The sequence below is a fragment of the Lentzea terrae genome (assembly GCF_003265345.1).
Lineage (GTDB): Bacteria > Actinomycetota > Actinomycetes > Mycobacteriales > Pseudonocardiaceae > Lentzea > Lentzea terrae.
The window spans coordinates 83,106-107,096 of sequence record NZ_QFWW01000033.1 but is presented as its reverse complement, the minus strand read 5'-3'; the positions used below and the strand labels follow the sequence as shown (position 1 = coordinate 107,096).

Annotated in this window: 18 protein-coding genes and 1 pseudogene; 13 read left to right on the top strand and 6 right to left on the bottom strand. The window is 69.3% G+C overall.

The features are described from left to right. Nucleotides 1-116 precede the first annotated feature (116 nt). The 3 genes from DI276_RS41545 to DI276_RS41535 are packed head-to-tail and all read left to right on the top strand — an operon-like array spanning nucleotide 117 to nucleotide 4,158. Complete coding sequence (locus DI276_RS41545; protein ID WP_112274270.1) at nucleotides 117-1,439, top strand: amidohydrolase; 1,323 nt, start codon at nucleotides 117-119, stop codon at nucleotides 1,437-1,439. Beyond that, nucleotides 1,430-2,617: a DNA polymerase IV gene (gene dinB / locus DI276_RS41540; RefSeq protein WP_112274268.1), complete on the top strand. Its 1,188-nt coding sequence runs from the start codon at nucleotides 1,430-1,432 to the stop codon at nucleotides 2,615-2,617. Before DI276_RS41545 ends, dinB begins: the two co-directional genes overlap by 10 nt. Before the next feature lie 38 nt (nucleotides 2,618-2,655). Beyond that, on the top strand, nucleotides 2,656-4,158 hold the full coding sequence (locus tag DI276_RS41535) for a pentapeptide repeat-containing protein (RefSeq protein ID WP_112274266.1): 1,503 nt from the start codon (nucleotides 2,656-2,658) through the stop codon (nucleotides 4,156-4,158). Here the strand turns inward: DI276_RS41535 and DI276_RS41530 are convergent. Continuing rightward, on the bottom strand, nucleotides 4,151-4,654 hold the full coding sequence (locus tag DI276_RS41530) for a nuclear transport factor 2 family protein (RefSeq protein WP_112274264.1): 504 nt from the start codon (nucleotides 4,652-4,654) through the stop codon (nucleotides 4,151-4,153). The genes DI276_RS41535 and DI276_RS41530 overlap by 8 nt on opposite strands. 62 nt (nucleotides 4,655-4,716) lie before the next feature. Between DI276_RS41530 and DI276_RS41525 the strand changes: the two genes are divergently transcribed. Next, the gene (locus DI276_RS41525; protein ID WP_112274262.1) at nucleotides 4,717-5,598 is read left to right on the top strand and encodes a LysR family transcriptional regulator; all 882 of its coding nucleotides are present in this window, start codon (nucleotides 4,717-4,719) and stop codon (nucleotides 5,596-5,598) included. 112 nt (nucleotides 5,599-5,710) lie between these two features. Continuing rightward, nucleotides 5,711-8,662: a TIM-barrel domain-containing protein gene (locus tag DI276_RS41520; RefSeq protein ID WP_112274260.1), complete on the top strand. Its 2,952-nt coding sequence runs from the start codon at nucleotides 5,711-5,713 to the stop codon at nucleotides 8,660-8,662. Between the two features lie 15 nt (nucleotides 8,663-8,677). On the opposite strand, the gene DI276_RS41515 is transcribed toward DI276_RS41520, so the two are convergent. Next, nucleotides 8,678-9,379: a FadR/GntR family transcriptional regulator gene (locus DI276_RS41515; RefSeq protein ID WP_112274258.1), complete on the bottom strand. Its 702-nt coding sequence runs from the start codon at nucleotides 9,377-9,379 to the stop codon at nucleotides 8,678-8,680. A gap of 126 nt (nucleotides 9,380-9,505) precedes the next feature. On the opposite strand from DI276_RS41515, the pseudogene DI276_RS41510 reads away from it, so the two are divergent. From DI276_RS41510 to DI276_RS41500, 3 genes and pseudogenes are all read left to right on the top strand, one after another. Further along, a pseudogene (locus DI276_RS41510) lies at nucleotides 9,506-10,859 on the top strand (SLC13 family permease). Between the two features lie 2 nt (nucleotides 10,860-10,861). Then, nucleotides 10,862-12,265 carry an acyl-CoA synthetase gene (locus tag DI276_RS41505; RefSeq protein ID WP_112274256.1) on the top strand — a complete coding sequence of 468 codons (1,404 nt, stop codon included), beginning with the start codon at nucleotides 10,862-10,864 and terminating at the stop codon, nucleotides 12,263-12,265. Further along, on the top strand, nucleotides 12,249-13,556 hold the full coding sequence (locus DI276_RS41500) for a carboxyl transferase domain-containing protein (protein WP_198681238.1): 1,308 nt from the start codon (nucleotides 12,249-12,251) through the stop codon (nucleotides 13,554-13,556). The genes DI276_RS41505 and DI276_RS41500 overlap by 17 nt, the downstream gene beginning before the upstream one ends. Here DI276_RS41500 and DI276_RS41495 read toward each other — a convergent pair. Continuing rightward, the gene (locus DI276_RS41495; RefSeq protein WP_112274254.1) at nucleotides 13,546-14,124 is read right to left on the bottom strand and encodes a helix-turn-helix domain-containing protein; all 579 of its coding nucleotides are present in this window, start codon (nucleotides 14,122-14,124) and stop codon (nucleotides 13,546-13,548) included. The genes DI276_RS41500 and DI276_RS41495 overlap by 11 nt on opposite strands. Nucleotides 14,125-14,192: 68 nt before the next feature. Here DI276_RS41495 and DI276_RS41490 point away from each other — a divergent pair, with 68 nt between their 5' ends. Continuing rightward, a complete protein-coding gene (locus tag DI276_RS41490; RefSeq protein ID WP_112274252.1) occupies nucleotides 14,193-15,110 on the top strand; it encodes an alpha/beta fold hydrolase in 918 nt (305 codons plus the stop codon). Here DI276_RS41490 and DI276_RS41485 read toward each other — a convergent pair. Further along, entirely contained in the window at nucleotides 15,100-16,572 is a 1,473-nt protein-coding gene (locus DI276_RS41485) for an amidase (protein WP_112274250.1), read from the bottom strand. The genes DI276_RS41490 and DI276_RS41485 overlap by 11 nt on opposite strands. 4 nt (nucleotides 16,573-16,576) lie before the next feature. Then, the gene (locus DI276_RS41480; protein WP_112274248.1) at nucleotides 16,577-17,521 is read right to left on the bottom strand and encodes a patatin-like phospholipase family protein; all 945 of its coding nucleotides are present in this window, start codon (nucleotides 17,519-17,521) and stop codon (nucleotides 16,577-16,579) included. Between the two features lie 190 nt (nucleotides 17,522-17,711). Between DI276_RS41480 and DI276_RS41475 the strand changes: the two genes are divergently transcribed. Further along, complete coding sequence (locus DI276_RS41475; RefSeq protein WP_112274246.1) at nucleotides 17,712-19,322, top strand: ABC-F family ATP-binding cassette domain-containing protein; 1,611 nt, start codon at nucleotides 17,712-17,714, stop codon at nucleotides 19,320-19,322. 137 nt (nucleotides 19,323-19,459) lie between these two features. Here DI276_RS41475 and DI276_RS41470 read toward each other — a convergent pair whose 3' ends face one another. After that, nucleotides 19,460-20,212, bottom strand: coding sequence for a class I SAM-dependent methyltransferase (locus tag DI276_RS41470; RefSeq protein WP_157985298.1), 753 nt, complete (start codon nucleotides 20,210-20,212; stop codon nucleotides 19,460-19,462). Between the two features lie 56 nt (nucleotides 20,213-20,268). Between DI276_RS41470 and DI276_RS41465 the strand changes: the two genes are divergently transcribed. The 3 genes from DI276_RS41465 to DI276_RS41455 all read left to right on the top strand — a co-directional run bounded on the left by DI276_RS41465 (nucleotide 20,269) and on the right by DI276_RS41455 (nucleotide 23,976). Further along, nucleotides 20,269-21,465: a GNAT family N-acetyltransferase gene (locus tag DI276_RS41465; protein WP_112274244.1), complete on the top strand. Its 1,197-nt coding sequence runs from the start codon at nucleotides 20,269-20,271 to the stop codon at nucleotides 21,463-21,465. A gap of 131 nt (nucleotides 21,466-21,596) precedes the next feature. Continuing rightward, a complete protein-coding gene (locus DI276_RS41460) occupies nucleotides 21,597-22,913 on the top strand; it encodes a cytochrome P450 (RefSeq protein WP_112274242.1) in 1,317 nt (438 codons plus the stop codon). 136 nt (nucleotides 22,914-23,049) lie between these two features. After that, nucleotides 23,050-23,976 carry a hypothetical protein gene (locus DI276_RS41455; protein WP_112274240.1) on the top strand — a complete coding sequence of 309 codons (927 nt, stop codon included), beginning with the start codon at nucleotides 23,050-23,052 and terminating at the stop codon, nucleotides 23,974-23,976. Nucleotides 23,977-23,991: the final 15 nt, after the last annotated feature.

The following is a 23,991-nucleotide window of genomic DNA, read 5'->3' as shown; positions in this document are numbered from 1 at the left end:
GACTGCTCCCGGCTGATCCACTTCTGGAAACTCTTTGCACCACAAGGGACTTTCGGTCTTGATGTGGTCTAGAGCTTTTCCCGGGCCCGACCATTTCCGAGCCGCAGTTTGACGAAATGCGTGCGACCCTGGGTGATGTGCGCGTCGTGGTTCTCCTGGGATGCCTGGCGATCCTGAACGTGCCGCCGGACGCGATCAGCCCGGCGGCACCCGACGTGATCTTCCACAACGGTGTGGTGCTCACGATGGAGACTTCACGGCCACGCGCCGAGGCGGTCGCGATTCTCCGTGACCGCATCACGGCCGTCGGTGACGACGAAGACGTTGTGCCGCTGGCAAGTCGCACGACCCGTCTGATCGATCTCCGTGGCCGCACGGTGATGCCGGGCTTCATCGACTCGCACGCCCATTGGATCGGTGACGGCGAGATGGTCGGCTACCTGCCGGAGCAGGCGATCGACGCGGCGTTGCGGCGCGGGTGGACGAGCATCAACGAACAGTTCGTCGACGATGAGCGGCTGAGCCGGCTGCGTGCCCTGGACCGGGAGGGTGCGCTTCGGCTGCGGGTCAACGCCTACCTGCCGGTCAACTACGAGGACGACAAGTTCGGCGGCTGGTACCTCGGACTGGAGCCGCGCCGCTCGTACAGCCCGCACCTGCGCCTGGCCGGGATCAAGCTGTTCCTCGACCACGACTGGGGCACGACGTTCCACTGGGACCAGGCGGAGCTGAACAGGTACGTCCTGGTCGCCCACCGCAACGGCTGGCAGGTGAGCGCGCACGCGGTCAGTGCCGAGGCCCACGACCAGTACCTGACCGCGGTCGCCGAGGCACTCACCGCGCACCCCAACGCGGACGCGCGCCACCGCGTGGAGCACGTCGTGCAGCTGCGTGACGACCAGCTCGCACGGATGCGCTCACTCGGCCTGGTCGCGTCGATCCAACCCGGACTGCCCGGTGACTCGTTGCGGGAGATCGGTTTTCCGGAACTCGTGGCGCGCGGCGAGACCCGGTGGATCGCGCGGTGGCGGGACCTCGTGGACAGCGGCGTCCGCACGATCGGGAGCACGGACATGCCGTGGCTCGTGCTCGTCCTGGGCGGCCACGCCACCGCTCTGCCGCACGGGTCACCGCTCGAGGCCGTCCACCAGGCCGTGACGCGGCAGAGCTACCTCGGCCGCGCGCCGGAGGACTGGCAGCTGGCGCAGCGGCTGACGGTCGAGCAGGCGCTGCGGTTGTTCACGATCGACGCCGCGCACGGCACGTTCGAGGAGGACGTGAAGGGCAGCCTGGCGCCGGGCAAGTACGCCGACCTCGTGGTTCTTTCCGACAACCCGCTGTCCGCGGACCTGCTCGCCGTCGAGGTGCTCGCGACCGTCGTCGGTGGACGAATCGAACACTGTGCTGAACGAGTGAAGGATGCGAACATGTGTTCGTGAGCACGCCGATCCTGCACGCCGACCTGGACGCGTTCTACGCCTCCGTCGAGCAACGGGACGACCCGCGCCTGCGCGGCCGTCCGGTGATCGTGGGCGGCGGCGTGGTGCTCGCCGCCAGCTACGAGGCCAAGAGGTTCGGCGTCCGCACGGCGATGGGCGGCGCACGGGCGTTGCGGCTCTGTCCACATGCGATCGTCGTGCCGCCGCGGATGTCCGCGTACTCGGCGGCGAGCAAGGCGGTGTTCGAGGTCTTCCGCGACACCACCCCGCTCGTCGAGGGCCTGTCGATCGACGAGGCGTTCCTGGACGTCGGCGGCCTGCACAAGATCGTCGGCTCGCCGGAGCTCATCGCTCGCCGGTTGCGTGCGCAGGTGCTCGCGCAGGTGGGCCTGCCGATCACGGTGGGGGTGGCGCGGACGAAGTTCCTGGCGAAGGTCGCGAGCGCGGTGGCCAAACCGGACGGACTGCTGGTCGTACCGGCGGACCGCGAGCTCGAGTTCCTGCACCCGCTGCCGGTCGAGCGACTCTGGGGCGTCGGCAAGGTGACCGCCGCCAAGCTGCACAACGTCAACATCCGCACGGTCGCCCAGGTCGCCGCGCTCGACGTGAGCGACCTGGTCTCGTTGCTGGGCAAGGCGGCCGGTCGGCACCTGCACGCGTTGGCGCACAACCGGGACCCGCGTCCGGTGCAGGTGGGCAGGCGCCGCCGCTCGATCGGCTCCCAACGCGCGCTGGGCCGCCGGGAGCACGACCTGGACGCCATCCTCGCCTCGCTCATCGACGGCGTCTCCCGCCGCCTCCGCTCCGGCCACCGCGCGTGCCGGACCGTGGTGCTGCGCCTGCGTTTCGCCGACTTCACGCGAGCCACGCGCTCGCACACGTTGATCCACCCCACCGCGGACACGTCGGTGTTGCTGTCGACCGCTCGGATGCTGCTGAACGCCGCGATGCCGGAGATCCGCGAGCGCGGCATCACGTTGCTGGGCGTGTCGCTGACCAACCTGGGCAACGAGGACACGATCCAGCTGATGCTGCCGTTCGACGACCAGTCGCCCGGTGCGCTGGACGCCACGCTGGACCGGCTGCGCGACCGCTTCGGGGGTTCGTCCGTGACGCGAGCGACGCTGCTCGGGCGCGATCCCGGGCTCTCGGTGCCGTTGCTGCCGGACCCGGACTGAACATCCGGACCGGTTGGCCACCAGGAGATGATTCAGGCATGAGCAGCGACAGGCGCGACACGACGTCCTCCGAGGTGCACACCGCAAACACTTCAGCGACACCAACAGGATCAGGTTCGCATCGTGGCCCGCTGCAGCCACTGCCGGGCAGGATCATCGCTCTCGTCGCGACCGGTATCACGGTGGTCACCACCGTCTTGGTCGTCGTGCTGTGGTGGGCAGGCACAGCGGGTCTGTCGGGTGCGGCACTCGTCACCGCGAGGTTCGACGCGCTGCGCACCGGCTTGAGCATCGGTCTCGGCGGCGGCGGGATCTTCGCGCTGTACTTGGCCTGGCGCCGCCAGCACGCCACCGAGGTCGGCCTGGTGCAAAAGGAGCGCGACCAGGCAGACGTCGGCCGGGCGTACGAGCTTCAACGTGAAGTCGCAGAGCACGCACGCGAGGATGCCGCCTCACGCCGCGTCACCGATCTGTACGCGAAGGCGGTCGAGCAGCTCGGCTCGGACAAGGCCCCTGTGCGGTTGGGAGGGCTGTACGCCTTGGAGCGCCTTGCCCAGGACAACGAGCCCCAACGGCAGACCGTGGTCAACGTCTTGTGCGCATACCTGCGCATGCCCTACGTCATGCCTGGCGATCCGCCAGAGGACCACTCCGACAAGGCGGCACTGGCCGAATACCACGAACAGGTGCAGGAGCGGGAGGTTCGTCTCACCGCACAGCGCTTGCTCTCCGTTCACCTCAGACCTGTACACAGCAAGCCCGAGGCGTTCTGGCCGCACATCGATCTCGACCTCACGGGCGCCCTGCTGATCGAGTTCGATCTCGCTCACTGCCAACCGCACCACGTGTTGTTCACTCGCGCGATCTTCACGGGGAACGCCCGGTTCGAGCGCACCACCTTCTCCGGTGATGTCAGCTTCGAGAGCACGTCGTTCACCTGCGGGGCCAGCTTCAGGCAGGCCAAGTTCGAGGGCCGTGCGAGTTTCCAGAAGGCCAACTTCTCGGCGCATGCCTCGTTCTACTGGACCAGGTTCGACCGGAAGTCCGACTTCACCACGACGAGGTTCCACACGACCGCAAGTTTCGATGAGACGACGTTCAAATCGGAAGTCCACTTCCTCGAGGCGAAGTTCGATGGCCGCGTCACGTTCTGTGCGGCCAGGTTCCTCAGCTACTCAGAGTTCAAGCGCGCAACGTTTCACGAGGAAGCACTGTTCAACCACGTCACGTTCACGGCAACCGGCTTCATCGACGCGGTGTTCCACGGCGACGCGAGTTTCGCCGAGGAAGGCCACCACCTCGTACCTGAAACGAGTTTCTCCTACACCACAGAACCCATGAGAGGAGCGACGTTCGGGGTCGACGCCAACTTCACCGGGACGACCTTCAGCGGCGGCATCCGCCTCGAAGGCGCACTGGCCGCGCATCCGATATCTCATCGCACGTCCTGGCCGATCGGGTGGACCACGGCCGACGAGCACAAGGCAGTCGATCATCTCGACGGCGAGTGGCACGAACTGGTCAAGCTGCAGCTCAGCTGAGCCGCTGCGGGATCGGTGCCAGCGGGTACTGGCGCCAGAAGAACGCGTCGGCGGCGTGCTGGTCCGCCGCGAAGTTGACCGCTTCGACGATCTTCCGGTCGCGAATCCGGTACGCCAGCGCCCAGGTGATGTCCAGCCCGGCCGGTGTCGTGCTCCAGCCGCGGTGCAGGTCGACCACCCACTCACCGTCGGCGGCCAGGAACAGGATCTCGGCGCGGAACCCCGATTTGGCCAGCTGCGCGAAGAAGGCCAGCACCTCGCTCGCGCCGACCTTGGTGCCGGCGAGCGGGTGGTGGCCGGGAATCGTCCAGCGGATGTCGGGTGCGAAGAACTGGCGCAGCGACTCCAGGTTCCCGGACCCGTACGCCTCGTAGTAGCGGCGGATCAGCGCGACGTTGGGGTGTTCGCGGGCAGCGGCTGCTCCTGGTGCCGCAAGCGCGGTGACGGCCAGGCCCGCCGCGCCTGCTCGGATCAGGGTGGATCGGCGAAGTTCCATGGCTGCCAGGCAATCAGCGGTGGTTCACGGTGGTCCAATACCCGTGCCCATACGTTTCGGGCATGGACGTCGACACCCGGCTGCTGCGCTACTTCGTCGCCGTCGCCGAGCACCTCAGCTTCACGGCGGCGGCCGAGGAGTTGTACGTCGCGCAGCCCTCGCTGAGCCGGCAGATCAAGCAACTGGAGGAACGGCTGGGCGTGGAGTTGTTCGTCCGGACCAGTTCCTCGGTCGCGCTGACGGCTGCGGGCCGGGCGCTGCTGCCGATCGCGCGCAACCACATCGCGTCGTGGCGGCAAGCCGTGCAGCTCGTGCGCACGACGGCGGCGGCCGAGCGGAACGTGCTCCGGATCGGGTTCACGGCCACCGGCGGCGGGCCGTTGGCGCGCCGCGCCCGCAAGGTCTTCACCGAGCGATTTCCTGGCGTGACCGTTGAGCCGAAACGGTTCGACTGGGGCGGGGAGCCACAGGCGCTCAGGGACGGGCTGGCGGATGTGGCGTTCGCCTGGTTGCCCGCAGATCTGTCCGGGTTGCAGGCGGAGGTGGTGGCCACCGAACCGCGGTGGGTGGCGGTGCGGTCGACGCATCCCTTGTCGCAGCAGGACACCGTCAGCATCGACGACCTGCGCGACGAACCTCTCATGTGGACTCGGGTGGCGCCGCGGGAGTGGGTCGACTGGTGGGCGGTCAACCCGCGGCCGGACGGGTCGGCGCCGGTGTGGGGGCCCGCCAACGAGAACGTCGAGGAGATGCTGGAACACGTCGCGACCACGTCCGGAGTGTGCATCGGCCCCGAGTCGATGAAGAGCTTCTACGTGCATCCGGATCTTGCGTGGCGCCCGATCGTCGACATCGAGCCGCTCCGGATCGCGCTGGCCTGGCCCGAGCACGCCCCCAACCCGTTGGTCCCGGCGTTCGTCGGTGTGGTGCGCGAACTGGCGTAACGAGTGGGCGGCATCTGGCCTCTTGATCGCTCCACACCAGCGCGGAATGGTGAGAAGGGTTCAGGTATCTGAACGACCCTCGGAAGCCGATGGCGTCAGACGAGGAGTACGGATGCGCGTGATACCTCTCTTGGCCCTGCTGAGCCTCATCCTTCCCGTTCCTGCCACCGCCCAGCCGACCGGTGTCGTCACGTCCGGGCAGGCCAGGTTCCAGATCCTCTCCCCCACCCTGATGCGGACCGAGTACGCGGCGGACCGCAGATTTGAGCAGGCGCCCACTTACAACGTTGTAAATCGCACGTTCCCCCGCACGGCGTACCGGTCGCGGGTCGAGAGCGGGTGGCTGGTCATCACCACGTCGGCGATGACCTTGCGCTACCGCGTCGGGTCCGGGCCGTTCCGGGCCGACAACCTCGAAGTCAGGACCGGCAGCACGACCGCGTCCCCGTGGCGGCGGGTGGTCTGTGCGACCGGGCAGCTGTGCGAGGCCGAAGACCAGCAGCGGGAAGGGATGCTCGTCGCGAACGAGCACCCCGGCCACACCGGTGCGGGCTTCGTCGCCGGATTCTCCTATCTCAACCACGGAATCACCGCGACTCTGAACGCGACCAGCGCCGGTCGGCACCGGGTGGTCGTCCGGTACGCCAACGGGCGCGGCGGTGACGGCAAGCACGAGAACCGCACGCTCAGCGTCAGCGTTGACGGACGGTCGCAGCAGATCACGTTGCCGGTGACCGCGGACTGGCGTGACTGGAGGCTCGTCGATACCGAGGTCGACCTGAGCGCCGGCGAACACCGGGTCGCGCTGACCAAGGGTGTGGCCGACTCGGGCAATGTCAACGTTGACAGCGTGGCGTTGGTGGCTCCCGGCCAGTCGTACCCGGATCAGCGGGCGATCGACGACTGCCGGTTCGGCACCACCTGCGAGGCCGAGAACGGGGTCACCACCGCCAAGATCGCCGACGAGCACGTCGGTCATGCGGGGACCGGGTTCGTCGCCGAGCTCGTCGGCGGAACTCGGCTCAGCCAGCGGATCAGCGGGGTACCGGCGGCGGGCACCTACGCGGTGACCCTGCGCTATGCCAACGGGGTTGGCGGCGATGGCAAGCACGAGCCGCGGACCGTGCTGCTCAACGGGCAGCCGATCACGTTGCCGGTCACGGCGAACTGGACCACGTGGGCCACTGCATCCGCGCGGATTTCGTTGCCCGCAGGCAGTTCGGACGTCGCTGTGACGTGTCCGGACGGTGGCTGCCACGTCAACCTGGACACCATCGGGATCAACTCGACGCAGCAGCACCTGGCGCTCGGCGGCTACCGGCGCTCGTTGGACGGCTACACCGGCACCAGCGGCGATCCGCGGCTCTACCCGGGGTTGTTGTACCGCGACGGCTGGTACCTGCTGGACGACACGAACTCCGCGCTCTACAACGGGAGTACGCCCACGCCTCGGGCGGATCGCGGGGCCGGTGCGTACCAGGACGGGTACTTGTTCGGGTACGGGCAGGACTACAAGGCGGCGCTGGGTGATCTGGCGCGGCTGACCGGTGGGCCGAAGTTGTTGCCGCGCTGGGCTTACGGCGTCTGGTACTCCGAGTACATCGACCGGACCGCGGCCGACTACCGCGACCGGATCCTGCCCGCGTTCCGGCAGCACGGCGTGCCGCTGGACGTCCTGGTGGTCGACACCGACTTCAAGGCGCACAACACGTGGAACGGCTGGCGGGTCGACCCGAACAAGTTCCCCGACCCGCAAGGGTTCCTGGACTGGGTGCATCGCGAGGGGTTGCACAGCACGCTCAACATCCACCCGAGCATCCAGGCCGACGACCCGGACTTCGCCCGTGCGCAGGCCATTGCGAAGGGCAAGCTGGCTCGGGGTTCCTGCGCGAACTGCTACGTGTTCGACTGGGGCGACCCGGACCAGCTGCGGGCGTACCTGGAGCTGCACCGGCCCATGCCGACCGATTTCTGGTGGCTCGACTGGTGTTGCGACGGCTCGGGCTCGTCGTTGCGCGGCGTCACGCCGGACTCGTGGATCAACGAGCAGTACGCGAAGCTGGGCGGGTTCGCGTTCTCGCGCGGGTTCGGGTCGTTGCAGGCCGGCGGGTACAGCGGCGCTGGGCCGCTGCAGACCGGGCCATGGGCGGAGAAGCGCAACACGCTGCACTTCACCGGCGACACGTCGTCGACGTGGGGCGCGATGAAGGGGACGATCGGTTACACGTCGGCCGAGGGCGTGTCGACCGGGATGTCCGCGATCAGCCACGACATCGGCGGGCACAACGACGTGTACGGGCTGCGCGGGTCGGAGACGTACCTGGACAACGGCCAGGTCCGGTACACCACCAAGCTGCCGGACGACCTGTACGCGCGGTGGGTGCAGCTCGGTGCGTTCCAGCCGATCACGCGCCTGCACAGCAACCACGGTGACCGGCTGCCGTGGCAGTACGGACCGGCCGCGCAGGCGTCCGCGACGAAGTTCCTGAACTTGCGCGAGCGTCTGGTGCCGTACCTCTACACGTTGGCTGAGCAGGCTCACCGCACCGGTCTGCCGATGGTGCGCCCGGCTTATCTGGAGTATCCCGGGAGCCCAGAGGCCTACTCCACTGTGGACAGTCAGTTCCTGCTCGGGTCGGACGTGCTCGTCGCGCCGATCACTTCGCCCGGCGAGGTCGGCGAGACGCGGGTCTGGTTCCCGCCCGGTCAGTGGACCGACTACTTCACCGGCCGCGTGTACGAGGGCAACACCTGGGCGACGGTTCAGGCCGGCTGGGACACCATGCCGGTGTTCCTGCGGGCCGGCGGGATGCTGGTCGAGCGCAGCGGGAACGTGTCGAACGATCGTGGTTCGGCCGACGCGTTGACCGTGCACGTGACGGCGGGCGCTCGGGGTGAGTTCACGTTGTTCGAGGACGGCCGCCGCACGCGGATCGTCCAGCACAACGAGGTTCTCGTGGTGCACTCGCCGTCCAAACGGGACTGGACGGTCGTGGTCCACGAGGCGGACGGAACCAGCCGCACGATCCAGGCCGGTCGGCGGGCGGTGATCAACCTGCGCTGATCAGTCCGCTGTCGCTCAGTCTTCCGGTACCCAGTCGAGGAGGCGGACCTTGGCGACCGTGCGGACGTGCTTGCGCATGGCCGCCGCCGCCTTCTTCGGGTCGCCGGCGGCGATGGCCTCGTAGATCGCCGTGTGCTGCGCCAGCGAACGGTGCGGGCGACCTGGCTGGCGCAACGACTCGTTGCGGCTCTCGGTGATCTGGCCGGCGATGGTCTTCATGAAGTCGGCGAGCAGCGAACTGTGCGCGGCGGCGGTGACGGCGGCGTGGAAGCGGCGGTCGCCTTCCACGCCGAAGCCGCCGCCGATGATCTCGTCGCGCATGAAGTCCAGCGAGTCGCGGATGTCGGCCAGCTCGTCGTCGGTGCGGCGCTCGGCGGCGAGCTCGGCGAGTTTGGTCTCCAGTGCCTCGCGCGCCTCCAGGACCTCCGGGAGGCGCTTGCGGCGTTCGACGAGCTGCTCGACGGGTTCGACGTCGAGGGTGTCGCGCACGAGGTAGGTGCCGCCGCCGTGCCGTGCCTCGACCAGGCCCTGGACCTCCAGCACGACGATCGCCTGCTTCACCGACGCGCGGCTCACGCCGAGGCTCGCGGCCAGCTCCCGTTCGGCCGGCAGCTTGTCGCCTGCTTTCAGGCCCGCCTCGCTGACGTACGCGCGCAGCCGTTCGAGCACCTGCTCGTACAGGCGGGACTTGACCATCGGCCGCAGTGCCTCTGACATCGGCCCAGGATATCGCTCCAAGTGGCTCAGCCACTAGGCCACCTCTTGACAGCTGGTGGACAGAGGACGGAAAGTGGCTCAGCCACTTAGCCACTGTCTGGGATCGCCCAACGACGGGAGCCCTGCATGTCCCCCGAACTGATCTCGATACTCGTGCTCGTCGTGGTCTTCGTCATCGCCACGACCAGGTCGATCAACATGGGTGCGCTCGCCTTCGCCGCGGCCTTCGGGGTCGGGACGCTGGTCGCGGACATGAAGACCGACGACATCTTCAAGGGCTTCCCCGGCTCGCTGTTCGTCGTGCTGGTCGGCGTGACGTTCCTGTTCGCCATCGCGCGGGCCAACGGCACCACGGACTGGCTGGTGTACATGGCCATCCGCCTGGTCGGCGGCCGGATCGCGTTGATGCCGTGGGTGATGTTCGCGATCACCGGCGTGCTCACGGCGATCGGCGCGGTGAGCCCGGCGGCAGTCGCGATCGTGGCGCCGATCGCGATGGGCTTCGCCGCGAAGTACCGGATCAGCCCCACTCCTGATGGGCGTGATGGTGGTGCACGGCGCGCAGGCGGGCGGCTTCTCGCCGATCAGCATCTACGGCACGATCGTCAACGGCATCGTGGCCAAGGAGGGCTTGCCGGGCAACGAGATCGTGCTGTTCCTGGCGAGCCTGGTGGTGAACCTGCTGATCGCCGGCGTGGTGTTCGTGGCACTCGGCGGGATGAAGCTGGCGCGGCAGCCGCTGGAGACGGATGCGCTGGTCAGGGCCGGTGCCGGGGCAGGCGCAGCGGAGGTGGACGCGCGGTCCGGCGGGGGAAGCGACGTGGTGGGTGGCGGCACGACTTCCGGTAGCGGCGACGCGGCCGACGCCGACGAGCGGGTCTCCCTGACCGCGCCCCGCCTGGCCACCCTGGCCGGTCTCGCCGCGCTCGTCGTGGCCGCCCTCGTCTTCGACCTCGACGTCGGCCTGGCCGCGATCACCGTGGCCGTGCTGCTCAGCATCGTCTGGCCGGAGCAGAGCAAGCAGGCGATCACCCAGATCACCTGGCCGACCGTGCTGCTGATCTGCGGCATCCTCACCTACGTCGCCGTGTTGCAGACGATGGGCACGATCAAGTGGGCCGGCGACTCGGTGGCGGGCGTCGGCGCTCCCCTGCTGGCCGCGTTGCTGATCTGCTACATCGGCGCGATCGTGTCCGCGTTCGCGTCGTCGGTGGGCATCATGGGCGCGCTCATTCCGCTGGCGGTGCCGTTCCTGCTGCGCGGCGACGTCAGCGCGGTCGGGCTGATCGCGGCCCTTGCGGTTTCGGCGACCGTGGTCGACGTCAGCCCGTTCTCCACCAACGGCGCGCTTGTGCTGGCGGGGGCGCAGGACGTCGACCGCGACAAGTTCTTCAAGCAGCTCATGGTTTACGGCGGGATCATGGTCGCGGCGGCACCGCCGTTGGTCTGGCTCGCCCTCGTCGTCCCCGGAATCTGGTGAGCATGTTCCCCTTGTCCTCTGACCGCGTCGCACTCCGCTTCGGCGACCGCACGCTGACCCACGCCGAACTGGCGGCATCAGCGGGAGCTCTGGCGCAGCAAATCGCCGGCCTGCCTCGGGTGGCGGTGTGGGCCACGCCGACCATCGAGACCTGCGTCGCCGTGGTGGCCGCGCTGCTGGCGGGCGTGCCTGCCGTGCCGCTCAACCCGAAGGTCGGCGAGCGCGAGCTCCAGCACATCGTGAACGACAGCGCGCCCGCCAACGTCCTCGCGGCGCCCGGTACGAAGCTGCCGGAGGGCCTGCAGGGGGTGCCGCGCCGCGATGTCACGCTCGACGGCGGGCCGGCGAGCCGGTTGCCGGAGCCCGATCCCGAGGCCGCGGCGTTGATCGTCTACACCTCGGGAACCACGGGCGCGCCAAAAGGTGTCGTGCTGCCGCGGCGCGCACTGGTGTCTACGTTGGACGCCGTGGCCGAGGCGTGGGAGTGGACGGCGAAGGACGTACTGGTGCACGCGCTGCCGTTGTTCCACGTGCACGGCTTGATCCTCGGCGTGCTCGGCCCGTTGCGGCGCGGCGGGACCCTGCACCACCTGGGCAAGTTCTCCACGTCCGCGCTCGCCGGGGCGCTCAACGACGGCACGATGCTGTTCGGGGTGCCGACGATGTACCACCGCATCGCCGAGGAGGTCGGAGACGACCCCGAACTCACCGCGGCACTGCGCCGGGCGCGGCTGCTCGTGTCGGGTTCGGCGGCGTTGCCGGTGCACGACCACGAGCGGATCGCGGCGGCGACCGGACAGCGGGTCGTCGAGCGTTACGGCATGACCGAAACGCTGATGAACACCAGCGTGCGCGCCGACGGCGACCGCCGCCCCGGCACCGTGGGCGTACCGCTGCCCGGCGTCTCGGTGCGGCTCACCGACGACGACGGCGCAGTGCTGGACGAACCCGGCTCCATCGGCGAGATCCAGGTGCGCGGCTCGAACCTGTTCACCGAGTACCTGAACCGCCCGGACGCCACCGCCGAGGCGTTCGCCGACGGGTGGTTCCGCACCGGCGACGTCGGCATGCGCGACCCCGACGGCTACTACCGGATCGTCGGCCGCAAGGCCACCGACATCATCAAGAGCGGCGGTTACAAGATCGGTGCGGGCGAGATCGAGAACGTCCTGCTGGAACACCCGGCCGTGGCCGAGGTGGCGGTGACCGGCGAGCCCGACGACGACCTGGGCGAGCGGATCGTCGCCTGGGTGGTCCCCGCCGGAGCGCCGCCGGAAGCTGCCGAGCTGGTCGGCCACGTGGCCCGCCTGCTCACCCCGCACAAGCGTCCGCGTCAGGTGCGGTTCGTCGAGTCGTTGCCGCGCAACGACATGGGCAAGGTCGTGAAACGTGCGCTCCGGGCCTGAGTCCGCCCGCGAGCTGATCGCCCGCCTGGCGCCGGAGTTCAAGGAGCTACCGGAATCCGGCCCACCGGCGGGCGACGGACCGCTCGACTGGCCCGGCTACGGCGACCTGGTGGCGCGAGCGACCGAACGAACCGGCGAACAAGAGTCCGTCGTGTGCGGGATCGCGGAAATCGGCGGCATCACCGCGATGCTCGTTTCGTTCGAGTTCGGCTTCTTCGGCGGCTCCCTGGGCACCCGCACCGGCGCACGCATCGAACAAGCCTTCACCCAGGCCCGCGACTCAGGAGTCCCGATCGTGTCGCTGGTGCGGACCGGCGGCAGCCGCATGCAGGAAGGCACCCCAGCTCTCCTGCAGCTGCACCGAATCGCGCGTCAGATCGCCCTGACTCGGCAGGCAGGACTGCCCCACATCGCCGTCCTGCGCGACCCCACCACGGGCGGCGGCTGGGCGACGCTGGGCGCAGGCGCCGACGTGGTGCTGGGCCTGCACGGCGCCCAGGTCGGGTTCGCCGGCTCGCGCGTTCGGCCGCCGGGTTACTCGGTCACACAACAGTTCGCGGCCGGCCTGGTGGATCAGCTGGTCCAGCCGGACGAGCTGAAAACCCGGCTCACCCGTTGGCTGCGCCTCGTCACCGCACCCGCGACAGACGCCCCCGCGCCAAAAGCGTTGGGAGCAACGACCCTGCCGGAAACCGGCTGGGAGGCTGTGCAACGCGCCCGCGCACCGGACCGTCCGAAAGCGAGCACCTACCTGGCCGCCTACTTCGACTGGCACGAACCGATCAGTGGCGACCGCGCAGGCGGTGTCGACGACGGAGTGCTGTGCGGTTTCGGGCACCGCGACGGCAAAACCATCGCCTACGCGGCACAGTGCGGCACGGCCACGCAGCCGGCCGGGTTCCGCACGGCCGCGCGCCTCGTGCGGCTGGCAGACCGGCTCGGCATTCCGGTGCTGACCCTGGTCGACACTCCCGGTGCCGCCAACGACGAAGCCGCCGAGAAGGCCGGAGTCGGTGCAGCGATCGCAGACCTGTTCACGGCCATCGCGTCGGCAACGACACCGATCACGACGTTGCTGATCGGCGAGGGCGGGTCCGGCGGCGCACTGGCGTTCGCCGCTCCCGGCCGGCTGTGGGCCACGCCCGACAGCTACCTCGCGGTCATCTCGCCCGAGCTGGCGGCGGCGATCCTCAAGCGCGAGCCGGAGCAGGCGCAGGCCACCGCGGACCAGCTGCGGTTGCGGCCGCAGGACCTCGTCGAGCTCGGGATCGCGAACGGGATCACCGCTTAGGGTCCGGGTGGACGTGCGTGCGCAGCCCCTGCGGATCGAACAGGATCAGCAGCTCGACCGCCCCGCCGTCCGCGCTGCCCAGCCAGTGCGGCAACGACGTGTCGAACTCGGCGGCCTCACCTGGCGCCACGACGAGGTCCAGGTCGTCGAGCACCAGCCGCAACTGTCCATTGAGGACGTAGAGCCACTCGAACCCGTCGTGCGTCTGCAAGGTGGGCTCCAGCGGTGCACCAGACGGGATGAGCATCTTGAACGACTGCACCCCGCCCGGCCGCCGCGACAACGGCACGAACGTCATCCCGAACCGGTGGATCGGCTTGAGGTGGATGCGCGGATCACCGGTCCGAGGCGCGCCTACGAGGTCGTCCAGCGGCACGTTGTAGGTACGTGCCAGCGGTAGCAGCAATTCCAGAGTGGCCCGCCGCTGGCCGCTTTCCAGCCTGGACAACGTGCTCTCCGAGATGCCGGTCGTCGTCGCGAGATCGGCCAGCGTGATCCCGCGATGTCGTCGCAACGTGCGCAGCCGAGCCCCCACGCCGTCCAGGACTTCTTCCGTTTCGCGGTGCACGAGCCGGCATCTTGCCAGACCGGCAAGTTTTCGTGCCAACTTCAGCACGACGCAGCCACGCTGAGCCCATGAAACGCGTCCTAGCTCTGCTACTGCTGATCACGGCCTGCACGCCCACCCCGGAAACGACGCTCGACCAGACCTTCCGGCACGAGTACGCCGGCGTCGACGGCATCCGCATGCACTACGTCAAAGGCGGCAGCGGCACCCCGGTCGTGCTGATCCACGGCTGGCCCCAGACCTGGTACGGCTGGTGGCCGATCATGCCCGCACTCGCCGAACGCCACACCGTCTACGCGATCGACCTGCCCGGCCTCGGCGACAGCACCGGCACGCCGAAGAGCTACGACAAAGCCACGTTGGCGCGGTATGTCCACGCGCTGACCAAAAACCTCGGCAAGCCGGCCGTCATCGGCCACGACCTGGGCGCCGCCGTGGCCTTCCAGCACGCCAGCCAGTTCCCCGCCGACACCGGCAAACTCGGTTACCTCGACCTGCCGCTGCCAGGACCGGCGATCGACGCGCGCACGTACCGGAACCTGAGCTGGCACATCGCTTTCCACTCCCAGCCGGCCGTCCCGGAAGCAGTGGTGGGCGACAACGTCCGCGAGTACCTGAAGCTGTTCTACCCGCAGGTCTCCTTCAACGGCAGCGCGTTCGGCGGCACGAACACGCAATCTCCGTTCAGCGACGAGGAAATCGACGAGTTCGCACGGACCTACCGCAAACCGGAAGCGCTGAAAGGCGGCTTCGACCTCTACCGCACCCTCGACCAGGACGTGAAGGACACCGAAGCGGCAGCACCGACGAGCATCCCCACCCTGATCATGGCCGCCCAAGGCCAGGCAGAGGCGATCCGTGCAACAGCAGCCCCGCGGATGACCAACATCGTGCGCGCGGTCGACGTTCCGCGCGCAGGGCATTGGCTCGCCGAGGAAAACCCTCAGTTCGTCACCGCGGAGCTGCTGCGGTTCCTCAGCGAATGACTGCCATCCGGTCCGCCCACGGCAGCGCTTCCTCCAGCTGGGCGGCGAGCCGGATCAGCAGCGACTCGCCCGCGAGCGGCGCGACGAACTGGACGCCGAGCGGCAGCCCGTCGGCGGTCCAGTGCAGTGGCAACGAGATCGCGGGACGACCGGTGATGTTCGCGAGCTGCGTGTACGGCACCCAGCCGAGGTTGTCCGAGATCATGTCGTCGAGGATCGACGTGTGGCGCAGCAACCGGGCCGTGCGGGTCTTCAGCAGCACGTCGGTCGCCCGCTGCAACGACATCGGCAGGTCGAACGCGCCGACCTTCGGCGGTGGCGTCGCGAGGGTCGGCGTCAGCAGCAGGTCGTAGGACTCGAAGAACGTGCTCAGCCGCCGCGTGTGCTCGTGCCGCCGCTGGACGGCGTCCACGTAGTCGACCGGACTCGTGGCCCGTCCCAGCGCGGCCATCAACAACGTGTCGCGCTCGAACGCGATGTCCGGTGCGCCCGAGACCCGCTTGGCGTCCGCCACCTTCCACGCGAGGTTGACGAACCACGTCAGCAGGAAGTCGCGGGCCAGCGCGGCGTCGTCGAACGGCGCAGCGGGCAGTTCCTCGACGTGGTGGCCGAGGTCGGTGAGCACCCGCACGGCGGCGGAAACCGCCTCGTACGCCTCCGCGTGCGGCTGCGGGTTGATCGCGGACGGCACCCGCACGCCGATCCGCAGCTTCCCCGGATCGATGCCGACGCACGACGCGAACGACTCCGACGGCATCGCGGGCGAGTACGGCCCGGACGGTTCGCCACCGCAGATGACGTCGAGCATTGCGGCCGTGTCGCGCACCGTCCGCGACACGACGCCCTGCACCGCCGCGCCGTGCATCATCTCGGCGGTCTCCGGGCCGAACGGCGTGAGCCCGCGCCCCGGCTTCAGGCCGACGAGCCCGCAGCACCCCGCCGGAATCCGCGTCGAGCCACCACCGTCGTTCGCACCGGCGCACGGCACGATCCCGGCGGCGACCGCGGCCGCGGATCCTCCCGACGAGCCGCCGGGGGTGCGGGTGAGGTCCCACGGGTTGCGCGCGGGGCCCCAGGCGAGCGGCTCGCTGATCGCCTTCGCACCGAACTCCGGCAGGTTCGTCTTGCCGAAGATCACCAGGCCCGCGTCGAGCCACCGCTTCACCACGGTCGAATGCTCGGCGACGGGATGCCGGGCGAGCGAGCGGGAGCCGTTGGACGTCGGCAGGCCCGCGTAGTCCTGGCCGAGGTCCTTGATCAGGAACGGCACGCCGGCGAACGGTCCGGTGAGGTCCTCCGACGGTTCGGCCGGAACGTCCCGCACGATCGCGTTGATCCGCGGGTTCACCGCCGCGGCGCGCTCCCGTGCCACGGCCAGCAACTCGGCCGCGGACACCTCCTTCGCGGCGACCAGCTGCGCCAGCCCGGTGGCGTCGTGTTTCCGGTACTCGTCGAAGTCCATCCGGTCAAGGTAGCTGTTCGACGGCGCCGCGCACGGCCGCCAGTTCGGTCAGCGCCAACCTGATGCCCACGTCGACCACGGCCCGCATCACGGCCGGGCGGCGTTCGGTGCGGCCGACCTCCAGGCTGCCCAGCGGTGGCCGGATCTGCAGGCACGCGGGATGCGTCGCCAGCAGCTCTTCCTCCTCGTCCCGGAGTTCCTTGCGGCGCAACCACGTCTGCACGACTCCCGGTGCGTGGCGGGCGAACCACCGCGACAGCACGACCCGTTCGCCACGAGAAGGGCCGACCGGCAGGTCGTCCTCGCGCGTCGTGCGCAGGGCGACGATGTGCGTGGCCTTCTGCGCGAGCGCCGACCGCACGCAGACCATCTCGCTCAGCCCGGCGTCGACGTACGGGTGGCCGTCGACGACCACGGGCGGGCCGGCCAGCAGCGGCATCGCGGTCGAGGCGCGCAACGCGGTCTGCAGGCTCGGGATGTCGTGGATCATGCCGTGCAGGTCGGCGGCCTTGCCGGTGAGCGCGTCGGTGGCGATGGGGTGGAACTCGACGGGGTTGTCGAGGATGTCCTGGAAACCCATCGGCATGACCTGTGTGTAGATGGTGTGGACGAGGTGTTTGGTGTCCACGACCGGTTGGCGGGTGAACGCGCGCATCGGGTTGATGGTCGTCCGCATGACCCTCGGATCCCACCACGCGTGCTTGGTCTTCTCGGCGCGGCCGCACAACAACCAGGCCGCGTTCAACGAGCCCGCCGAACTGCCGTACACGGCGTCGAACAGCGGCAGCAGCCCGAGCCGCTCGATCGCGACCGTCATGCCGCTCGAGTAGGCGCCGCGCGAGCTGCCGCCTTCGATGAGCAGCACCAGGCGTGCGTCGTCGGAACGCCGTCCCGGCGTGCTCTGTTGCTGCCAGCGGTCGCGCAGCAGGTCCAATGCGGCATGGGTCACCTCTCCATTCTGCTACCGTGGGTGCGGAGATCAACGCCTCGATGAGGAGCTCGACGTGCTGCTGGTGGGTGAAGACGACATCTCCGGGTGAGCCCGGGATGTGACAGGCCATCGATCGCGATGGCCGTTCCGTCGTCCCCTTTTCCACTCGCGCGATCGCTTCACGCGCAGCACATCCCGAGGTTTCACCATGTCCGACGCATGCATCGTCGTCTCGAACCTGTCCTTCGCCTGGCCGGACGACACCCCGGTGTTCGACGGCCTGTCCGCCACGCTGCCGGGCGGCCGCACCGGTCTCGTCGCCCCGAACGGCGCCGGCAAGTCCACGCTGCTCAAGCTCGTGGCGGGAGCGCTCCAGCCCGCTGACGGCAGCGTGTCCGTGAACGGCGTGCTCGGCTATCTGCCGCAGGACCTGCCGCTGACCGCCGACCGCACCGTGGCCGAGGTCCTCGGCGTGGCGGAGGTGCTCGCCGCGATCGCCGCCGTCGAGTCCGGTGACGTCGGCGAGGAGCACTTCACCGTCATCGGCAGCGACTGGGACCTCGAGGAACGCACCCGCGCCCAGCTCGACCGCCTCGGACTCGGCGAGCTCGCGCTGGACCGGCGGCTGGACACGTTGAGCGGCGGGCAGATCATCTCGCTCGGGCTCGCGGCGCAGTTGCTCAGGCAGCCGGACGTGTTGCTGCTCGACGAACCCACCAACAACCTCGACCTGGACGCGCGGCAACGGCTGTACGCGGTGCTCGACGACTGGCGCGGGTGCCTGCTCGTGGTGAGCCACGACCGGGCGCTGCTCGACCGGATGGACCGGATCGCGGAGCTCGACGGCGGCGAGATCCGCTTCTACGGCGGCAACTTCAGCGAGTACGAGGAAGCGGTCGCGGCCGAGCGCGAGGTGGCGGAGAAGAACATCCGCAGCGCCGAGCAGGAGGTCAAGCGCGAGAAGCGGGAGATGCAGCAGGCCCGCGAACGAGCCGCGCGACGGGCCAGCAATGCTCAGAAGAACCTCTCCAGCGCCGGTCTGCCGCGGATCTTCGCCGGCAACATGAAGCGCAACGCCGAGGTGTCCGCGGCCCGCGCCGACGGCACGCACGCTTCCCGGCTCAGCGCCGCCAAGACGCGGCTCGACCAGGCCGAACGGGCGTTGAAGGACGAGCAGAAGATCAGCCTGGAACTGCCGCAGACCGCGGTGCCGGCCGGGCGCACCCTGTTCACCGGCTCGGGCATTCGCGTGCGGGACCTGTTCGACGGCGTTGACCTGTCGATCCGCGGCCCAGAACGCATCGCGCTGGCCGCCCCGAACGGCGCGGGCAAGTCGACGCTGCTGCGCGTCATTCACGGTTCGTTGAAGGCCGACAGCGGTGAGGTCAAGCGGGCCGACGGGCGCGTCGCGTACCTGTCGCAACGGCTGGACCTGCTCGACGACGCCCGCACGGTGGCGGAGAACCTGGCCGCGTTCGCCCCGGCCATGCCACCGGCCGAGCGGATGAACCTGTTGGCGCGCTTCCTCTTCCGGGGTGCGCGGGCACATCTGCCGGTCGGGGTGCTGTCCGGCGGCGAACGGCTGCGGGCCACGCTGGCGTGCATCCTGTTCGCCGAGCCCGCGCCGCAGCTGCTGTTGCTCGACGAGCCCACCAACAACCTCGACCTGGTCAGCGCCGGGCAGCTGGAGAGCGCGCTGAACGCGTACCAGGGCGCGTTCGTCGTCGTCAGCCACGACGAACGGTTCCTGAGCGAGGTGAGGATCGACCGCCGGCTGCGCCTGGACAACGGCAAGCTGCTGGAGGGCTCGCCTGCCTGAGGCAGCTCTGGTCGCTCACGAACTGGTGCGCGTCTTCGGCAACCGGCGGGTGCTCGACGGGGTGTCGCTGACCGCGGCACCCAGGCTGGCGCATCGGCCTGATCGGCGAGAACGGTGCCCACCGTTGCCACCCGCTGTCACCGGGGCGGCGCCGTCGCACTCGCCAGCACGCGCCGCCGCAGATCGAAGCCTTTCAGCACGCGCCGCGCCTCGTCCTGCATCGACTGCATCGCGAGGTCGTCGCCGGCGTCGACGGTGAGCGACTCCTGCCAGAACCGCTGCTCGATCTCCCGCCACTCCGGCTTCGAGGTGACCTCGACGTCGGCGAACCCGGCTTCCGGCAGCTGGTTCGCGAGGTCGACCTGGCGCATCCGCAGCGGCAGGCGTTCGTCCGCGGGGTCCACGGGCTCCCAGGTGGTGATGACCAGGCGTCCGCCGGGGTGCAGCACGCGCAGGCACTCCCGCAACGCGTCCAGCTTCGGGTCGGCGAACTGGAAGGCGTCGACGATCAGCACCGCGTCGGCACAGGCGTCCTCGAGTCCGGTGTCGGTCAGCTGACCCACCTGGAAGTCGGCCGGGATCGCCAGTTCGGCGGCGCGCCGCGTGGCCTGCTCGATCGCGACGGCGGAGAAGTCCACGCCGACGAGCCGGCAGCCGGTGCGCCGGACGATCTCCAGACCGTAGCCGCCGCGGCCGCACGCCAGGTCCAGCAGGACCTGTCCTGGCCGCGGGCCGAGGATCGCCACGACCTCGTCCAGCCCCTGCCCGGTCAGCAGGCTCGTCGACTGCAGATCAGCTGGGAGAGCGAGCACGCGCTGGACGAGCTCATCGGCGACCGGCGACTCGACGCGATCGGCGTACCAGCGATCGAAGTCCTCAGCAGTTGTCACCCTCTCGACCTTAATTCGGTTGATCTCGTCGCCGCGCCCCCGATCCACTGTGGCTCGTGAAGATCCGTGCCACCACCGCCCAGGACCTCGACGTCTTCGTCGACACCGTGCACACCGCGTTCGGGCGGTTCCTCGAGACACCGGACGAGCACGGCGGTGGGGTCTGGTGGTCGGCGCTCGAGCTGGACCGCGGGGTGATGGCGCTCACCGACAGCGGGAAGGCCGTCGGCACGACCGCCGCGTACTCGTTCGAGCTCACGCTGCCCGGTGAGGTCGTCGTGCCCGCCGCAGGCGTCACCTCCGTGGGTGTCCTGCCGACGCACCGGCGCCAGGGCGTGCTCACCGCGATGATGCGACATCAACTCGCTGAGCTGCGCGAACGGGGCGACTTCCTGGCCGTCCTGCTGGCCAGCGAGGGCACGATCTACGGCAGGTTCGGCTACGGGCCGGCGACCCACACGCGACGACTGACGGTCCAGCGCAGCCAAAGCGCGTTCAGGACTCACCAGGACACCGGATCGATCGAGGTGCTGAAGCGGTCCGAGTGCGGCGACGTCCTGGAAGAGGTCTACGACCGCTACCGGCGCACGCAGGCCGGGGCGCTGTCGAGGCCGCACCGCTGGTGGGCGCTGGGCGCCGGGAAGCCTCCGGTGGCTCCGGCACCGCGGTACGTCGCCGTCCACCGGGACGCTGACGGTGTCGCGGACGGGTACGCCAGCTACGCCCTCACCGATGGCAGCCTGGTGATCGACGAGACCATCACGAGCGACGACGCGGTGTTCGGCGCGCTGGCCCGGTTCGTGCTCGGCCACGACCTGGTCACCGAGGTGACGTTCAAGCACTTCCCCACCGAGCACCCGTTGCGCTGGCAGCTCGCGGACTTCCGCGCGGGTCAGCTGAGCGGTGAGACCGACTGGTTGTGGGTGCGGTTGCTGGACGTCCCGAGGGCGCTGACCGCGCGCGGCTACCTCGGCGACGGCGACCTGGTGCTGGAGGTGCACGACCCGTTCCTCGGCGAGCACGGCCGCCACCTGCTGACCGTCCGGGACGGCAAGGCCGAATGCGTCCCGACCGACCGCGCGCCGGACCTCTCGCTCGACGTGCGCGACCTGGGCTCGATCTACCTCGGCGGCACCGCGCCGAGCACGCTGATCAGGGCCGGGCACGTCCTGGCGCACAACCCGAACGCGGTCCAGATCGCCGACGCGCTGTTCCGCGCAGCACGTCCACCGCACTGCCTGCACTGGTTCTGATCGGCAACTGGACCAAAGTATGACGGCGCGTTAGGCCTGGGTATGACGACGTGCGCGCGGTCACGTCGTTATTGTCCGTCTCGGTGGGGACCAGCAGCCACGCCCCCCTTTCCGCCGAAGGGACAGCGGGCATGAAGGAAGTTCTGCGGTCGGCGACGGACGTTCGTTCGCGCCTGACCGGTTGGGTTGGCAAGCAGGTGCTCGCGCACCTCAGCAAGAGCGGGTTCGACCTCGAGTCGTCCTGGCTGGTGCCCTCGCGGGTGCTGGCACCGCTGCGGCGCAACGGGTTGAACCCGGTGCCGGAGCTGGCGCGGATGCACGCCCGCGGGCCGATCACGCGGCTGCCGCTGCCGGTCCCGGTGTGGCTGGTCACCGGGTACGAGGCGTCCAAGAGCGTGCTGGTCGACAGCGAGTCGTTCAGCAACGACTTCGGCCACTTCAAGGACCTCGGGCTGTTCGCGGAGGAGGCGCCGGGCGGGCTCGGGTTCAGCGACCCGCCGGAGCACACGCGACTGCGCAAAGTGCTGACGCCCGAGTTCACCATGCGGCGGCTCTCCCGGCTCATCCCGCGCATCGAGGCCATCGTGACCGACCAGCTCGACCTGATGTCCATGAAGGACGGCCCGGTCGACCTCGTCGAGGACTTCGCCATGCCCGTGCCGGCGCTCACGATCTGCGAACTGCTGGGCGTGCCCGCGAGCGAACGCGAGGAGTTCCAGCGCCGCAGCGTGGCCCGGTTCGACCTCGGTGGTGCCGCCACGGCGTCGCTGTCCGCGGTGTCGGAGTCCGTCGTCTACTTCCGGGAGCTGGTGCGGGCGCAGCGCCAGGCACCCACCGACGGGCTGCTCGGCGAGCTCATCCGCAAGCACGGTGACGAGCTGGACGACGACGAACTGGCCGGTCTCGCGGACGGCCTGCTCACCGGCGGGTTCGAGACGACGGCCAGCATGATCTCGCTGGGCACGCTCGCGATGCTGCGCGACCCCGACCTGCTCGCCCGCGTGCGTGACGACGACGAGGCCATCGGCGGCGTGGTCGACGAGCTGCTGCGCCACCAGTCCGTCGTGCAGGTGGCGTTCCTCCGCGTTGCGCGCAAGGACGTGCTCATCGCCGGCACCCGCGTGCGCGCCGGTGACATCGTGGCGTGCTCGCTGTCGCAGGCGAACCGCGACCCGAGCGTCTACCCGTCGCCGGACGACATCTGCCCGTCCCGGTCTGCTGGCCAGCACCTCGCGTTCGGCTACGGCGCGCACCGCTGCATCGGCGCCGAGCTGGCGAAGATGGAGCTGCGGACCGCCTACCCGGCTTTGGTGCGCAGGTTCCCCGAGATGCGGCTCGCAGTCGATCCCGGTGCGTTGTCGTTCCGCAAGCTGTCCATCGTCTACGGGCTGCACTCGCTGCCGGTCCACCTGGGCCAGCACACCCGTCCGATCCCTCCGGGTCTTTAACAGAGGCGCTTGGGGGATGGTCTGATACACCCAACTTTTCGGCCGTTGGGGTTGAGGGATCATCCCTCATGCGTTCGTGTTCGCGATCCAAGAGTCTTTACCTACCAACGCAAACCGCGAACGGAAGGTAAGGACCATGATCCGCAAGGCCATCATCGCCGCCGCCACCCTCTCGACCATCGCGCTCCCGGCCGTCGCGTCCGCCGACCCGGTCATCGGCCAGCCGGCCCCGTGCGTGAAGGTGACCGACCTGGTGGGCCCCGACTTCTCCGTGAAGCAGTGCGGGGTCAGCGACGTCGACCAGCACCGCGCGGGTCTGGAGAACAACGGTGGCGCGTACTGCGGCCCGACGTCGCTCTACAACGTGCTGCACTACTGGGCGCACGAGAAGAAGGCGCCGGTCGGCTGGCTGACCACCAAGGTCATGAACCTCGACCCCCAGGACCAGGCCGACTACAACGTCATCACCAACTCCATCGGGCGGATCGGTGAGGACGCCCAGTACAACGGCGGCACCAACCTGTACAACCTGCGCACCGCCTGGAACATCGCGACCAAGCCCGCTCGTGACGCCGGCTGGGCCACGGTCGCCTACGGGGTGAACACCGACGGTGCCGCGGACTTCGGCGGTGACCTCGCGAAGAGGCTCGCCCGCGGGCCGGTGCAGATGGTGTACGGCCGCTACTCGGCGGGTCCGAAGGCCGGCAGCCTGCAGCGCGGCGGTGGCCACATCGTCACGCTGGTCCAGGTCGACGGCTCCTTCAACGGCGACACCGTGCAGGTCCGCTACATGGACCCCGGTCGTGCTTCTGACCACGGTGTCGGTGACTACCTGAAGACGCAGTCCGACTACGCGACGATCAACGCGACCCTGACGAAGAAGACCGTCGTCGAGTGGGTCCCGACCAAGAACAACCCCGACAACGACCTGGGTGACATCGCCATCCCCGGCACCTACCGCACCGTCACCCGCTGGCACCTCACGACGCCGGGCTCGACGGCGACGACCACGCAGTTGGTCGAGGGCTACAACTTCTTCGAGATGGCGCCGCCGGTCGGCTGACCGTGACATGCAGAG